The sequence below is a fragment of the Pedobacter antarcticus genome, assembly GCF_900103515.1.
Classification (GTDB): domain Bacteria; phylum Bacteroidota; class Bacteroidia; order Sphingobacteriales; family Sphingobacteriaceae; genus Pedobacter; species Pedobacter antarcticus.
The window spans coordinates 381516-397665 of record NZ_FNGZ01000002.1 but is presented as its reverse complement, the minus strand read 5'-3'; the positions used below and the strand labels follow the sequence as shown (position 1 = coordinate 397665).

Annotated in this window: 13 protein-coding genes; 4 read left to right on the top strand and 9 right to left on the bottom strand. The window is 41.6% G+C overall.

Annotation, left to right across the window (positions count from 1 at the left end):
• Positions 1-2 precede the first annotated feature (2 nt).
• Genes epsC through BLR53_RS05335 form a run of 3 tightly spaced genes read right to left on the bottom strand, consistent with a single transcriptional unit; the run spans position 3 to position 3590 of the window.
• Complete coding sequence (gene epsC / locus BLR53_RS05345; RefSeq protein ID WP_074587820.1) at positions 3-806, bottom strand: serine O-acetyltransferase EpsC; 804 nt, start codon at positions 804-806, stop codon at positions 3-5.
• Between the two features lie 22 nt (positions 807-828).
• Positions 829-1662: a mechanosensitive ion channel family protein gene (locus BLR53_RS05340; RefSeq protein WP_074587818.1), complete on the bottom strand. Its 834-nt coding sequence runs from the start codon at positions 1660-1662 to the stop codon at positions 829-831.
• A 32-nt stretch (positions 1663-1694) separates the two neighbouring features.
• The gene (locus BLR53_RS05335; RefSeq protein ID WP_074587816.1) at positions 1695-3590 is read right to left on the bottom strand and encodes an AAA domain-containing protein; all 1896 of its coding nucleotides are present in this window, start codon (positions 3588-3590) and stop codon (positions 1695-1697) included.
• Between the two features lie 134 nt (positions 3591-3724).
• On the opposite strand from BLR53_RS05335, the gene BLR53_RS05330 reads away from it, so the two are divergent.
• Complete coding sequence (locus tag BLR53_RS05330; RefSeq protein ID WP_074588498.1) at positions 3725-4585, top strand: alpha/beta hydrolase; 861 nt, start codon at positions 3725-3727, stop codon at positions 4583-4585.
• A gap of 6 nt (positions 4586-4591) precedes the next feature.
• Here BLR53_RS05330 and BLR53_RS05325 read toward each other — a convergent pair whose 3' ends face one another.
• Positions 4592-4837 (bottom strand): DcrB/PsbP domain-containing protein, encoded by a 246-nt coding sequence (locus BLR53_RS05325; protein WP_037437980.1) that lies wholly within the window; start codon positions 4835-4837, stop codon positions 4592-4594.
• Between the two features lie 151 nt (positions 4838-4988).
• Between BLR53_RS05325 and BLR53_RS05320 the strand changes: the two genes are divergently transcribed.
• Positions 4989-6905, top strand: coding sequence for an alpha-L-fucosidase (locus tag BLR53_RS05320; protein ID WP_074587813.1), 1917 nt, complete (start codon positions 4989-4991; stop codon positions 6903-6905).
• Between the two features lie 82 nt (positions 6906-6987).
• Positions 6988-8553 carry a protein adenylyltransferase SelO gene (locus BLR53_RS05315; RefSeq protein WP_244889451.1) on the top strand — a complete coding sequence of 522 codons (1566 nt, stop codon included), beginning with the start codon at positions 6988-6990 and terminating at the stop codon, positions 8551-8553.
• Between the two features lie 49 nt (positions 8554-8602).
• Here the strand turns inward: BLR53_RS05315 and BLR53_RS05310 are convergent, their stop codons facing one another.
• Both BLR53_RS05310 and dnaA read right to left on the bottom strand, forming a co-directional pair.
• The gene (locus BLR53_RS05310; RefSeq protein ID WP_176763522.1) at positions 8603-9721 is read right to left on the bottom strand and encodes an acyltransferase family protein; all 1119 of its coding nucleotides are present in this window, start codon (positions 9719-9721) and stop codon (positions 8603-8605) included.
• 299 nt (positions 9722-10020) lie between these two features.
• On the bottom strand, positions 10021-11451 hold the full coding sequence (gene dnaA / locus BLR53_RS05305; RefSeq protein ID WP_037437982.1) for a chromosomal replication initiator protein DnaA: 1431 nt from the start codon (positions 11449-11451) through the stop codon (positions 10021-10023).
• A 703-nt stretch (positions 11452-12154) separates the two neighbouring features.
• Here dnaA and BLR53_RS05300 point away from each other — a divergent pair.
• Positions 12155-12610 (top strand): ferritin-like domain-containing protein, encoded by a 456-nt coding sequence (locus BLR53_RS05300; RefSeq protein ID WP_037437983.1) that lies wholly within the window; start codon positions 12155-12157, stop codon positions 12608-12610.
• Positions 12611-12705: 95 nt separating this feature from the next.
• Here BLR53_RS05300 and fabV read toward each other — a convergent pair whose 3' ends face one another.
• From fabV to BLR53_RS05285, 3 genes are all read right to left on the bottom strand, one after another.
• Entirely contained in the window at positions 12706-13899 is a 1194-nt protein-coding gene (gene fabV, locus BLR53_RS05295) for an enoyl-ACP reductase FabV (protein WP_074587811.1), read from the bottom strand.
• Between the two features lie 40 nt (positions 13900-13939).
• A complete protein-coding gene (locus BLR53_RS05290; protein ID WP_074587809.1) occupies positions 13940-15400 on the bottom strand; it encodes an aminoacyl-histidine dipeptidase in 1461 nt (486 codons plus the stop codon).
• An 82-nt stretch (positions 15401-15482) separates the two neighbouring features.
• Complete coding sequence (locus BLR53_RS05285; protein ID WP_037438014.1) at positions 15483-16103, bottom strand: phosphatase PAP2-related protein; 621 nt, start codon at positions 16101-16103, stop codon at positions 15483-15485.
• Positions 16104-16150: the final 47 nt, after the last annotated feature.

The window sequence follows — 16150 nt, the reverse complement described above, 5'->3', positions numbered from 1 at the left end:
GTTTATTGTTTTGATATTACTTTCATTGCGGATTGATGATAAACCGTAGAGCCCGGCGGAATACTTTTTGTAAGCCACACATTTCCGCCTATGATACTTCTTTCTCCTATATGGGTATCACCACCTAGTATGGTTGCCCCGGAATAGATAATAACATGATCATTTATAGTCGGATGTCGTTTAGTGTTGGCCATATATTTCTCGACGCTGAGCGCGCCAAGGGTAACCCCCTGGTACAACTTAACATAGTTCCCAATAATTGTAGTCTCTCCTATCACAATACCTGTACCATGGTCTATAAAAAGGTATTCACCTATTTGCGCACCCGGATGAATGTCTATTCCAGTTTCACCATGTGCAAATTCCGTTAGGATTCTGGGAACGAGCGGTATGCCGAGAGTCAACAGATAATGTGCAATCCTGTAAATTGCCGTGGCCAGAAAGCCTGGATAACTCCTGATGATCTCAAACTCATTTTTTGCTGCAGGATCACCATTTAAAGTTGCGGTGATATCTGTTCTCATTTTCCTGTAAAGTTCCGGAAGTTCCAGATAGAAGTTTTTACAGATATCCTCGTTGCTACAGTCTTCACAGGCTTTTGTGGCTTCCAGTAACCGCAGCAAATTCTTTTCAGAATCTGCAAAAAAACGCCTGATCTCATTGAGTGAATAGTCGGGTGAGCTTAATCTTTCCGGAAAAAGGACATTGAGTAAGCGGGTTGCCCAAGCCGAGATCTCGTTGTTTGCGGGAACAGGGTCTATAGCCTGCTGCCTGGAAAACAATGCTTTATAAAATTCTTCGTTCATTTTTATATTTTAGCAGGAGCGATCAGGAATTCGATGCCGGTTCATTGATCACATGGATCTCTGTTTTAGCACCCGCCATTTGAATTTCATTAACTTCCAGTGTCTCTTTGATTAATTGAAAATTGCTGTGATACGCAGCCCAGAACACATCATTTTTACTCCATGTCCGGATCAGCAGTACAATAGCATTATCTTCTAAAGAGGAAACTAGTACTGTCGGTGCAGGAGTTTTTAAAATACGGCTGTCCAGCTCCAGAATATCCAGGACAATCTTTCTGACCGTATCAATATTTGTATTATAAGATAGTTTGACCTTATATTCGGCTTGCCTGATCTCGTTATCAGTAGTATTATTAATTACAGAATTTGCCAGAGGACCGTTCGGCGCATAGATAGTAGTTCCATTTCCGGCCTTTAAGGTCGTATAAAGGATATCAATTTTCATAACCAAACCAGAAACATTATTACTGGAAGTAATCTGGTGGCCAATCCGGAACGGCTTGAAGAGCAAAATCAAGACACCGCCAGCAAAATTTGAAAGGCTTCCCTGCAAAGCCAATCCCACTGCCAGTCCCGCTGCGCCAAGCAATGCTACAAATGAACTGGTCTGAATACCAATCATGGAAGCACAAGAAATTACTAGCAGCACATAAAAAACGACCTTAATCATGCTAAGCAGAAATTCGCCTAGTGTGACGTCTACCCTGTTTTTATGAAAACGACTTTGAATGATAGTACCGAGCTTTTTGATTAACCATAAACCAACCAACAAGGTGACAATTGCCATTAAAAGGTCCGGGATCTTACTTATGGCGAGCTCCAGAAAATGACTGGTAACTAATTCTATCTTATTCATGATCTAAATATACATTTCTAATTATTTTTTTTCTAAAATTCCCAGGCACTATGATAGTTTTCATGCTTTTCCGCAAAACTGACAAGATCAGCATAAAATGAAGACCTGGCCAGCGTGGCACTATCACCAATCATGACCAATTTCATTTTTGCCCTGGTCATTGCAACATTCATTCTCCGGGTATCATTTAAAAACCCAATTACACCAGTTGAATTGCTTCTGCAAAGGCTGATATATACAAGATCCCTTTCCTGGCCCTGAAAACTATCTACTGTATTAACGGTAATATTTGAAGTGTATTTCTGCAGTTCCAAGCTGGATTGCACTTCTGCTTCCAGCAGTCGTGCCTGTTCCTTATAGGGAGATATTACTCCGATAGAGGGAAAATTTTCGCTACATCCAAATTCTTCCAGGCGCAGCACCATCTCAGTTAAACGCCTAATCAGGAAAGCAGCCTCCTCCGGATTTACGATACTACTGCCCTCACTTTTCTCTTCAAATCCACACCCGGCCGTATCTATAAACTGAAAAGGTTTTTCCTCCGGCATAATCAATCGCTTAGCGACACTCTCATGAGCTTTCAGCCTGTTTTGATAGAATGATAAAGAGGAATAGGCCATTATCTGTTCGTGCATCCGGTACTGAACTTCGAGCAGACTGACCGCTTCAGGATGAAGAGCGACGCATTTTTCCAATAACGTTTTACTCAAAGCAGAAGCAGTTCCACCCTGGGCCTTAATTGTTGGTGGAAGCTGACAATGATCTCCAGCCAAAATCAACTTCCCGGCTTTTAAAATCGGAATCCAGCAAGCTGGCTCCAGTGCCTGCCCCGCTTCATCGATCACTACAGTTTTATATCTGCGGTCGCGAACCATGTATTGCTGCGCACCCACCAGTGTTGCAGTAATCACCTGATTTTTGTCCAGCAGGTCATCAACCATATATTGTTCAGTCTTTCCTACTTCTTTATTTATTTTGGCAGCCTCGTTAAACAAAGCTTTTCGTTGCTCTTGTTCTGCCCGGCCAAAATTTCTTTTATACTTATGCGCCATTTTCTTATACTCCGCCGCCTGTTTACGGAGTTCTTTCATCAGCTTCATACTACTGTGCTGAGATAGCTGTCCATCCAGTGTTATAGTATTAAGCCTGGAACTGATCCTGGCCGGATTGCCTATTCTTAACACTTTAACACCTGCTGCATCGAGCTTTTCACTAAGCAGATCAACTGCTGTATTACTCGGAGCTACAACCAGAATCTGGCCCTCATCCTGATTTAACAAAGCCTGAATAGCAGCCACCAAAGTCGTCGTTTTACCGGTGCCCGGAGGCCCATGAATGATCGATAATTGTGCAGCACCCAAAATTTTATTTACCGCTTCCTGTTGAGAAGCATTCAGCGCATCACTGTCAAAGGCATTACCACCATTATGAAATACAGGTTTTTGTTCACCTGTCAGCACCTGGATTAGTTTTGACTCACCGGCAATTGCTTCTTTGGACGCCTGTTTAAGCGCATCTTCCATAGCCTGATAACTATTCTGGTCAAAAAGCAGGTCTACGCCAAGCTTTCCGTCATTACACCAGTCAGGAAGTTCATCTGTACGCAGAGAGATTTTGATCATATTGCCACTTTGATGTGCTACAATACCTTCCAGACGATCTTCTTTGGGATTATGATTTGAAAATATAGCTACTGAACTACCAAAACGTAATTGGTGGCTAATATACTGATGTGTAGTCCGTTCCATTTCAATAGTCAGATAATCACCTCTGCCGGTTTCCGTTCCCCTAATTGCAACCGGATACCAGGTTAGCCCATTTTCTCTTCTTTCCGCTGCAGAGGCCGAAGCTGTAAGCTGCATATAAGCCCGCTGATCGGCTTCCTTCTCTATCTTTAATAAGGCTGTCAGTTGATTAAAATATTCCATTTGTGCAAAGATAGCTTTAAAAGAATTCCGGATTTAAGCAGTACCTCTTCAATTATCAGGATGACGTAAAAATCAAATACAATGAAATGCCGGATGGTCTAATTAGCCTATATTTCGGGCAGACACTGCCAACCATGAAAGTATACAAAGAAATTGTTGCACAAGCCAGGGAGCTGACATCTTCGGGCATCACAGAACAGGAAACCATATTATGGAAACTATTGTGCTACGCAGCAAAGATGCCATTGAGAAAAAACCAGGAAGAGCTGATCAACCGGGCGGCACAGATTACACTTCAGGCGCCCGACACCTATTTTTCAGGCGGAATCCTCCCTTTTAATGTTTTTAAATGGGGCAGCGGATCCAAACTAATTCTGATTACACATGGATGGAGCTCTAAAGCAGCAGACTTCAGTTCTCTGATTACAGCTTTAACAGCAATTGAGAATGCGACTGTAGTCGCTTTCGATGCACCTGGAAACGGAAGTTCGCCTGGAGAGTTATCTAATTTAATCTTATATACTGAAGCACTGCAGGCAATTTACCGGGAATTTGGAAATCCGGATATCGTAATCGGGCATTCTTTAGGTGCAATGGCCAATATGATGTCACTTGAACAGGCAGATATTAAGCCGGAGTTACTGATCAGTATTGCACCGGTCATTAATCTTAAAGCTTTATTCAATAACATGATGGAGGCTGTCGATGTACCTGTTAAGATCAGGGAGAACTTTTTCGAAAGGTTTTTTGAAAGATTTAAAGTACCTGCCAGTGCATATGATCTGACTAGTTATACTTTATCTGCCGCTTCAAAAGACCATTGGATAGCGTATGATGACCAGGATGCGGTAGTGAATACCGACTTTTTAATTGAGTTCTTAAAACTTCATCCTGCGATAGAAATAACTCTTTATTCAGGCACAGGACACGAAAAATTAATCCGCCGGGAAGAGCTCCTTCAAGAATTGATGCAGCGGATCCGGCGGATTGTATAAATATAATTATGGGTTTCTCGGAACGCCTTTGTATGCGCCTGCGCTCACACTGTCGGTACCCCGGTCATTTCTGTACGAATGTGAGCTGTCTGCTTCACTAACTGGTAAAGTATCTGCATGAATTGAATCGGTATATGAGTCTGACATACCTGTACCAGTTGAATCTGCTAAAGAATCTGATTTCCCTCCGCCACATGCAGCTAGCAGGAATACACTGAAAGCAATACTCATGATTTTCAATAAATTTTTCATAGTTATCTGTTTATATTTAAAATATAAAGCAGGTACCAGGTACCCGCTTTAACCTGATTTATTCTATTTCTCTTGTTTGTTTGTGTAACAAGCTATATTTTGAATAGTTTTATTTTTTTTACAAATACATAACCTATCTAACCAGAACCAAATGAAAAATAAAGTGAAGTCGGCCGTAGTTTTTGCAGGAATTAATTTCTTCGGATTAATGGCTCTTGCACAGCAAAGCACCAAACCTCCCGCGCCTTATGGCGCTATACCTTCAGAAAGGCAACTAAAATGGCATGAAACCGAAATGTATTGCCTGATCCATTTTACACCCACCACGTTTCAGAATAAAGAATGGGGTTATGGAGACGCCGACCCTGCTATATTTAACCCTGCTCAGTTTGATGCCGGCCAGATCATAGCTGCTGCTGCTGGTGGTGGATTTAAAGGTATTGTGATGGTTGCCAAGCACCACGATGGTTTTGCTCTCTGGCCAACTAAAACTGCAGCATACAATATCAGCGAAAGCCCATGGCGTTCAGGAAAAGGAGATATGGTACGTGAATTTCAGCAGGCAGCGCAAAAAAACAGCATGAAATTTGGTATTTATTGTTCTCCGTGGGACAGGAATAACCCCGCTTACGGCACCCCGGAATATATCACTATATACAGAGATCAGCTAAAAGAATTATATAGCAATTACGGTCCTTTATTTATGAGCTGGCATGATGGTGCCAATGGTGGGGACGGTTATTATGGCGGAAGAAAAGAAGTTAAAAAAGTAGATCAGTCTGTTTATTATGACTGGATGAATACCTGGGCTATTACCAGGAAGCTTCAGCCCGGGGCAAGTATATTCAGCGATATAGGTCCGGATGTCCGTTGGGTAGGTAATGAAAAAGGAATGGCTCCGGAGACAGCCTGGTCAACAATAGATCTTAAGGGTAAAGATGGGAAAACTCCTATGCCGGGGTATATGGACGATGAGAATTTGGGCAGCGGAACCCGCAACGGAAAGCAATGGTTACCATTTGAAGGGGACGTTCCTTTAAGACCTGGCTGGTTCTATCATCCTGAGCAGGACGGACAGGTTAAAACTGTTGCGCAACTCTTTGAAATTTACTGCAGCTCTGTAGGCCGGGGTGGCTCACTGGATCTTGGCCTTTCACCAAACACAGATGGTCTGCTGCACGCAAACGATGTGGCGGCACTCAAAGATTTCGGAGCCTACCTAAAACAAGTTTTCGCTGAGAACGTAGCAAAAAACGCTAAAATAACAGCTTCTAACGTACGAGGTAAACAAAAGGCATTTGACACTCAGAATTTGCAGGACAATGACCGCTATAGTTACTGGGCAACCGATGACCAGGTACACCAAGCGAGTTTGGTCTTGGATCTTCCAGCTGAAAAACCTATTAATCTGATTCAGATCAGGGAAAATATTAAACTTGGCCAGCGCGTAGACAGCATAAAATTAGAGAACTATATCGCGGGCGAATGGAAAACAATAGGAAAACCCACGAGTATCGGTGCTAACCGCCTGATCAGACTACCGGAAACAATAACAGCTAAAAAACTTAGATTAACCATTTTCGCCCCCGTATCCCCTGCTTTGAGTGAGGTCGGTTTATATCTTGCGCCAGAAATTAAAACAAATGCTATCGCAAAGGTTATGTCAGCCTATGCCAAAAATGACTGGAAAATTATAAGCCCGGTATCATCAGATGATCTTAAAAAAGCAATTGATCAACTGGCCGAAACCAGCGCAGCAGTAACCGGTACCAATGAACTGATTTTAGATATGGGCTACCCGCATTTAATTTCAGCTTTCGGCTATTTACCAGCCCAGGATGAACAAACAGCAGGAAGAATAGAAAAATTTGAATACCTGTATAGTGAGGACGGAAAACAATGGATACCAGCAGCCTCAGGCGAGTTCTCTAATATCAAAGCTAACCCCATCCTTCAGCGTACAACCCTGAAAGCGCCGGTAACAGCCAGATTTGTTATGCTCAGGGCAATCGGGGTAACAGGTGGCGGACAAGGTTTCCGCCTGGCTGAGATTGAGGTATTCCAGTAAGATCCAAATTTGGCGGTGTACAGCAGGAATTGACATCCAGATGGTCTATTCCTGCTGTACACCGCTTATCTTAGCTCTTCAAATGATGGAACAACTTAAGTCAAAAATATATAAAAATGAATTCACTGCATCCTTTCCGGGAGATCACAGTGGAAACGTAATGCCAAGGCAGACTCCTGGAATGTTGTACAGTGATACAACTCCTACACCGGTATCTGCTCCGGTTCTGCTGGCCTGGTCCGAAGAGCTTGCCGCAGAACTGAAAATCGCAGCACCTGATGAAACCGACATACTTATTGTGTCTGGAAATCAGCTAAACCCGTCAATGGTTCCTTATGCAGCCTGCTATGCTGGGCATCAGTTCGGAAACTGGGCAGGACAACTCGGCGATGGCAGGGCAATTACATTGGGAGAATGGGAAAAACCTGATGGAGAAAGTATAGAACTGCAACTTAAAGGCGCCGGCCCGACACCTTACTCCAGAAGAGGTGACGGAAGAGCTGTTTTAAGGTCCTCAGTGAGAGAATACCTTATGAGTGAGGCTATGTATCATCTAGGTGTCCCTACAACCCGTGCCCTTTCCCTCGTCCGTACTGGCGACCAGGTCATGCGGGATCTTTTTTATGATGGGCATCCTGCACCAGAACCCGGTGCTATTGTACTCCGCGCAGCACCTTCCTTTCTACGTTTCGGTAATTTTGAATTGCTGGCTGCCAGACAGGACAAAGAACTTCTGCAGCAGTTAACCGATTGGACAATAAGCCGCTACTACCCGCATCTGCAGGGAACAAGAGAAGAAAAAATATTAAACCTGTTTTCAGAAATCCTGGAAAGAACAGCGACAATGATCGTAGAATGGCTGAGAGTCGGTTTTGTACATGGTGTGATGAATACAGATAACATGTCAATCCTTGGTCTTACTATAGATTTCGGCCCTTTTTCATTTCTCGACGATTTCGATCCCGACTTCACCCCTAATACAACTGACCTTCCTGGCAGAAGGTATGCATTTGGTGCACAGCATACAATCGGATACTGGAACCTGGGCTGTCTTGCGGCTGCATTCTCTCCCCTTCTGGAATCTACAGACGAACTGTCAGCAAGGCTGGAAAAATATAAAGGTATCTACCTGGATAAGTATTATGCGATGATGGCTGGTAAGTTAGGTTTTGATCAGCTGAAGCCGGGCGACCAGCAACTGATCGATCAGCTGGAACAGTTACTGGGGCAGATCAAACCGGATATGACCATATTCTATACCTTATTGGAGAAACTACCGACAGCATTACAGGATCCAGATGCTCTTGTGGAATATCTTAGCCCCTCTCTCTATGATCTCATTGCCCCCGAAACCAGCAAAGCATTCTGGCTCATCATTAAACGTTATCAGGAAAGACTGCAGCTGAATTCCATTTCTGATGAGCAGCGGATCCAGCAAATGGAAGCGGTGAATCCAAAGTTTATCTTGAGAAACTACCTGTTATACGAGGCCATCGCAGATCTGGAAAAAGGAAACAACGAAAAGTTCAGCAGGCTTCAGCAAGCTATAAAGAAACCGTACCAGGATCTTTTCCCGGAGCTGAATATACGCAGACCTGTATGGGCAGCTACACAACCAGGCAGTTCGACATTATCCTGCAGTTCCTGAGAAACCTAGATCCCGCAGGTAAAATGAAAGAGCGCCTGCGATTCTTATTTTATAATTTAAAAAATATTTTGTGTTTATATAACCAATAACATAGTGCCCATTCTGCCAGCAAGGCAGACAATGCAGAAACCAGCGTTGTTATTTTAATTGACAGACCCGTGAGTGAATGGATCATAGAGCCTGTAAAAATGGCTATGGTTCCATTTACCCATTGCAGACCAACTGTTTCGAAAAAAATATAAATGAATATCGCGTTCATTCCGATGACCGTGCAGATCCAGGCATACTTCATTTGTTTCTTGACATCTACCAGCCAATAAGTTACAGCCAGCATGATCAGAACCCAGCCGCCTGATGCAAGAACAAAAGAGCTAGTGCTTATTCTTTTAATGATCGGCGTAATATCCAGCAGATCAAGGCTAAATCCAACAATAAGTGCAATACAGCCTGTAAACATCAAAGTCCGGATCTTGTACAGACTCGGATGATCGGAAACTAAAAGTTTGCCCGCAAGTACCCCCCAGATGGTATGCGCAGCGGTCGGGATGATATTAATGGCAACCCAGCCATCTGTATTAATCTTACCCATTAAAATCATATCCAGCCAGGCACCGAAATTATGGTTTTCTAGAAAGGGATGGTCAAAACCAGGTACCTGTACGTAACGGTATAATACTTCGGTTAACAGTAACAACCCCAAAGAAAATAAAATCTGGAATTTGTAGGATTGGTTAATCACAAGATAAGCCAGTATACTGGTAAAAGCCAGCTGAGTTAAAACGTTCCAGAGTTCCCAAACTGGTTTCCCGGCGTAAACACAGTGCAAACCAACCCCAAATAGAAATAGTTTGAAACTCCTTAACAAAACATGTCTAAAGTTCATTTTCCAGGTAACTCCCTTTTTAAGTTTACTGCTATAAGAGATGTACATAGCAGCTCCGGCAATAAACATAAACGAGGGCTGTACTAAATCCCAGAAATGCAAACCATGCCAGGGATGATGGAAAAACTGTTCCACGATAAGTGCAAATGGCTGCACAAGATTAAGTTTTTCAAAGGCCACAAATACTAAACAGCTCTCAGCACAAAGCAGGATCATAATTAGTCCACGCATTACATCAAGGGATATAACTCTCCCGGCCGGCATCTGATTTTCTGTAATTTTCATAAGTTTCCTTAAAAATTAACAAGCTTTTTATTCACATCTCAATAAAAACCCAGGCTGCCAGCTACCGAGCGCATACCTGGCACCTAGTGTAACAGACCAGTCGTAATACTCAAATCGTGGTTGTTGGACAGGATAATATTGTAACTACCAATATTAATAATTTAATTTGGATAAACAGGTGTATTCTGCCTTTGCGCAGGGCAAACACAAATAGCGATGTTTAAAAGAAAATTGCAAGTTAAAATAAAGAAAATACTTGATTGAGATCAGCCTCTTATTTATAGAAATTTAATTCGTTATTAGCTCATTTTGAGCTTTTTCTGAATATCAGTCACGTAACCTTTGAACTTTTTATCTGTATCGATCAGATCTTCTACCGTCTGACAAGCATAAATCACTGTCGAGTGGTCTCTTCCACCATAAAAAGCACCGATGCTTTTTAGCGAAGATTTCGTCATGCTTTTCGAAAGATACATTGAGATCTGTCTCGCCTGTACGATTTCACGTTTACGGGTAGCAGATTTAACCATCTCCACCGGAACTTCAAAATATTCACAAACCAGTTTCTGGATATAATCCATAGAAATCTCTTTATTGGTATTTTTGATGAAGTTTTTCAGCATTGACTTCGCCAGTGCCAGATCAATATCTTTTTTATTTAATGTAGACTGTGCAAGCAGTGAAACCATTGCCCCTTCCAGCTCTCTTACATTATTGTCAATGTTATGTGCGACATATTCTACAACCTCAGTAGGCAGCTCTATTCCGTCTGCATACATTTTTTTACGCAGGATAGCTACTCTTGTTTCCAGATCAGGAATTTGAAGATCTGCTGATAAACCCCACTTAAATCTACTCAATAACCGTTCTTCAAGACCAGAAAGATCTTTGGGAGCTTTATCTGAAGTAATAATAATTTGTTTACCACTCTGGTGCAGGTGGTTGAAAATATGGAAGAAAATATCCTGTGTTTTTTCTTTACCTGCGAAATTATGTACATCATCCATGATGATAACGTCCATCGCCTGATAAAAATTAACAAAGTCGTTAATCGTATTATTCTTTAATGATTCTACAAACTGCTGACAGAACTTCTCGCAGGATACATAAATCACGAGTTTATCTGGTAGGGTCCTTCTTATTTCATTACCAATCGCCTGGACAAGGTGAGTTTTACCTAAACCTACAGCGCCGTAAATCATTAGTGGATTAAATGAGGTTGCTCCCGGTTTTGCCGCTACAGCGAATCCTGCCGAACGTGCCAGCCGATTACAGTCACCTTCAACATATCCTTCAAAAGTATAATTTGAATTCAACTGAGGGTCGACATTCAGTTTTTTAAGTCCTGGAATAATAAACGGATTTTTAATGTCTTTATTAATAGATACCGGGACAGGCATAGATTGCATTTTAGAAGCTCCCCCATTACCATTAGAAGGCATGCTTGTTGTATAAGGAGATCCCGTATTTGAAGATTTATCGACAACTATATTATATTCCAGACGACCTTCTTCACCAAGCTGCTGTTTAACTGTCTTACGAAGCAGTCCAACATAATGCTCTTCAAGCCATTCATAGAAAAATAAACTCGGCACCTGTACGGTTAATACACTGCCTTCCAGTTTCATTGCGGTAATAGGTTCGAACCAAGTTTTAAAACTTTGGGCCGGAATATTATCCTTTATAATCTGGAGACAGTTATTCCATACTTCAGTACAAGTTTTATGCATAGTTCAAATAAATTTGTTTGTCGGGTCTTAAAAAAACGGACGTACGGTGCGTCGTTTAGGGATGCGAAGATCACAAAAAATACCAACAAAAAAACATAAAAACTGAGCTATTTTGTAAGTCGTTAACAGGCAAACAAATACAGTATAGAAATTCGAGGTTTTTGTGGATAAGTTATCAACATTGAAAAATAGCTGTGAATAACTCCGAATTTTGAAGACTCCATTCATACTGGCATTCTATTAAAAATCGTGCGTGTTTTAATAAGTTTTCACCGTTTTAAAAATAGGTAATTTAACACACCTGACCAAATGTCATTCTTTTTAACTTCAAATAAGACGAGTAAATTACTGATTTTTAGTTGCATATAATTAATAAATACATTGGTTGAATTCAAATCTCATTCTCATTGGGAATTATCTGGCTAAATATATGCTCCAGGGAGCACTACATATCTCGATCTTAAAATTTCAAAAACCAGATTTATTACATCTGGTAAAGGTTTTAAACAAAATTCACAATCAGGTTTATTAAAACGTATAATTAATGAAATACAACGTTTAAAAATGTTGCATTTGCGCTTCATAGCCCAGGTTCAGCACGTGTCTTGCAGACAAGCCGAAAACAAGGTCTTTTATTGATTTTTATTAAAACATTTCATTCCGGTTCCGGTTAATAGGAACACATACCAACAACACATCGAATATGGAAAATAAACAGCAGATTATAAGCGACCTTCAAGGTCTGATAGCAATTTTAAACGATGGTAAAGAAGGTTACCAATCCGCGAGCGAAGCCACCGACAAAATTGAATTACAAGGTGTATTTCTCAAATATGCTGCGCAGCGTGCCGCCTATGCAGAGCAATTAAAAACCCATATCCTTACACATGGAGGAGAGTCTGAAAATGAAAGCGGAGGTATCCTTGGTGCCCTGCACAGAACATGGATAGACATTAAGCAGGCACTAAGCAGTAAAGAAGATACAGCGATCCTTGAGGCCGTGGTTACCGGAGAAAAAGCGGCACTGGAGAAATATGACGATGTAATTAAAGACCGTCAGGATCATGTCGACCATTTGCCTTTACTTCAGGAACAACGTACCGGCATTCTGGATGCACTTAAAGAGATAGAGACGTTACTCATCCAGCGCAATGCTTAAACGAGCACAAAACAGCTTATTCAAACGTAAAATCAATAAACGAGAAAAGCCTGTAAATTCATTACAGGCTTTTCTTGTTATTTTATCTGGTTGGATTAAGAAACCAGTCCAGGAATCTCTACTACTTCATTTACATCTTTGTCGTAATCTATACCGGCAACATCGAATCCGAATAACTTCAGGAAGTCTTTTTTATAACCTGCAAGGTCACCTAACTCAGGAAGAGTTTCGGTGGTAGCTTCTATCCAAAGCGCCGAAACCTGGTCCTGAATATCCTGACGCATTTCCAGATCGTCTATACGAATCCTTCCTTTATCATCTACGGCAACATCTGATCCGGTAAACAGTCTTTGGCTGTATAAACGCTGTATCTGCTCAATACACCCTTCATGTACCCCTTCTGCTTTCATCACTTTATAGAGCAACGAAATATAAAGCGGAATTATAGGTATAGCTGAACTGGCCTGTGTAACCAGACCTTTATTTACGGACACATAGGCATTTCCACCAATCTCTTTCAACTGATCAGCGATTTTAAATGCAGTTGCTTCCAGATGATCTTTAGCACGGCCGATGGTTCCTTTACGGTAAACTGCTTCGGTTAAAGATGGACCGATATAAGAGTAAGCAACTGTTGTTGCACCCGGAGCCAGTAAATCTGCTTCTTTAAGCGCATCAATCCAGAAAGCCCAGTCTTCTCCACCCATTACTGCAACTGTATTTTCTATCTCTTCTTCATTTGCAGGCTGAATAGAAATTTCAGAAACGATTCCAGTATGGAAGTCTACTGTTTTATTACTAAATACCTGACCAATTGGTTTCAATACAGAACTATGTACAACCCCTGTGTTAGGGTGAACTCTTTTTGGTGAAGCAAGACTGTAAATAATTAAGTCTATCTGACCAAGATCGGCTTTAATAAGGTCTATCGTTTGTTTTTTGATTTCATCAGAGAAGGCATCTCCATTAATACTTTTAGCGTATAAACCGGCTTCGTGGGCCTTTTTTTCAAATGCCGCAGTATTATACCAGCCTGGTGAAGCGGTTTTACCCGGAGCAGGTGGTTTTTCGAAATACACGCCAATTGTGGATGCCTCAGATCCAAAAGCACTTGTAATTCTGGAAGAAAGTCCAAAACCTGTAGATGCGCCGATTACAAGTACCCTTTTCGGGCCGGCGATATCTCCTTTTGATTTAACGTAATTGATTTGATTGACAACGTTTTGTTCGCATCCTTCAGGATGCGCAGTCAGGCAGATAAATCCACGTATTCTTGGTGCAATAATCATAAATCTTGTTTTAAAGAGGTCTAAAATAGGTATTCTTTTTTTATTTCGTCTGTTTTGGAATTTCTTTCAGCACATTCTGCAGGTAAGACCAGAATTTCTGTACAGAAGAAATCTGTACTCTTTCATCCGGTGAATGTGCACCGCGAATGGTCGGACCAAAAGAAATCATATCCATTTCCGGAAAATGACCACCGAGGATACCGCATTCCAAACCTGCATGACAAGCCTCAACTTTAGGCGCTTTACCAAAATTCTGCTCATACAAATTAGTCATTAATCTAAGAATATCGGAATCAGCATCTGGCTTCCAACCGGGATAATCCCCAGATTGACTAACCACTGCACCAATACTTTCAAATGCCGCCCTGACAGCTGCCGATACATCATCTTTAGTACTCTCCACACTACTTCTCTGCAGTGATTTCGTGATAAATTCGCCGTCCTTCAGAATTACCCTGGCCAGATTACTGGATGCTTCTACTAAACCATCAATATCTGGGCTCATTCTAAAAACACCATTCGGAACCGCGTAGAGTGCATTTAAAATCTGATTGGTATCCCTAAGGCTGAAAACCTGTTCCGGAGATATAGTTTGGCTGGCAACAATCTGCAAAGATGTTTCGATTGCCTGATATTCTGTTTTTAATTTCAGCGCGTAAGCTTCAATAAAATCAAGTGCCTGTGCTAATGAAGATGCCGGCAAAATAAAAGTACCTGATGCTTCTCTGGGAATCGCGTTCCTCAGACTTCCGCCATCCAATACTGACAACTGCAAAGGAAATTGTAGAGATACCGCTTTAATGAGACGGGTAATCAATTTGTTCGCATTGGCCCGTCCTTTATGGATATCCATACCGGAGTGCCCGCCGGTCAGACCGGAAATTTTAACTTCAAGGGCTATGTATCCTGTTGGAGAAACCTCCGTCTGAAGGGTTAGAATTGTGTTGGTATCAATGCCACCCGCACATCCGATAGTCAGTTCATCATCTTCTTCTGTATCGAGATTTAACAAGATTTTGCCTGTAAAATTAACCGGATCCAGATGCTTTGCACCGGTCATTCCGGTCTCTTCGTCTATAGTGAACATGGCTTCCAGGGCAGGGTGAGCAATATCTTTCGCTGCAAGCAGTCCCATTATTGCAGCCACGCCAATACCATTATCGGCACCCAGTGTGGTCCCTTCTGCTTTTACCCAGTCACCATCAACATACATCTTTATTCCGTCATGCTCAAAGTCAAAGACAGTATCGCTGTTCTTTTGATGGACCATGTCCAGATGAGACTGCAAAATAACCGTCTTTCTATCTTCCATACCCGGAGTTGCAGGTTTAAGAATTATAACGTTTCCAGTTTTATCTGTTCTGGTGTCCAGTCCTAATGATCGACCAAATTCCTGCATAAAAGCAATGACACGCTCCTCTTTTTTTGAAGCTCTGGGCACTGCGTTTAGCGCAGTGAAATGCTGCCAGATCTCCTGGGGCTCTAAATTTTTCAATTCCATAATCAGTTCGGATGGGAATCCCTGAGACAGGGTTTAATGTAAAATAATTTAAAAAGAAATGGCAAAACTAAGGATTATCAACCTATATCTTAGCAACTGTTTTACCCAAATACCAGAACAGATAACTAAAAAAGGGGGCTGCAATCACATCTGCGGTATAATGGATATGCTGCACCAGCAACAGAATACCGAGTACCAGAGCTGCCGTAAAAACAATATACTTTTCCCTTTTTCCTTCCAGGCAAAGACCGATAAGTACTATGGTGGCAGTATGCCCCGAGAAAAATAAATCTTTGGTAATCAAGTTATCACCATAAAATATAACAGAAAATGGATCACTCAGATGAATTAACCCCACCGGCGGATTGAGCGGTATCAGCGATATAGTAATCATCCTACCCAGACATAGAAAAATATATCCCCAGAGCGCAGTAATACACAACTTTGAGTTTTTCCTTATCCGCCAAATTAAATATCCGCTAACCGGATAAAGTATTAAAAAAATCAGTGGAGACACATCTATTGCAGGTATCGCACGCAGAACTGAATCATGTAAGATCAATCCGTTTCTGCCTTGTATAAATTGAAAAAAATCGTGTAAATAGAAAATAATGGCGGCCATGCAGAGCAAACCGGATACTAATTTCAAACGAAAAGCAGGAATGTCCCAGGCAAAGCGCCAGGCGGCTTGTTTAGATTGCATGTTATGTTGTGTGGTCAAAGATAATATTTGCTTAACATACAGTTTAA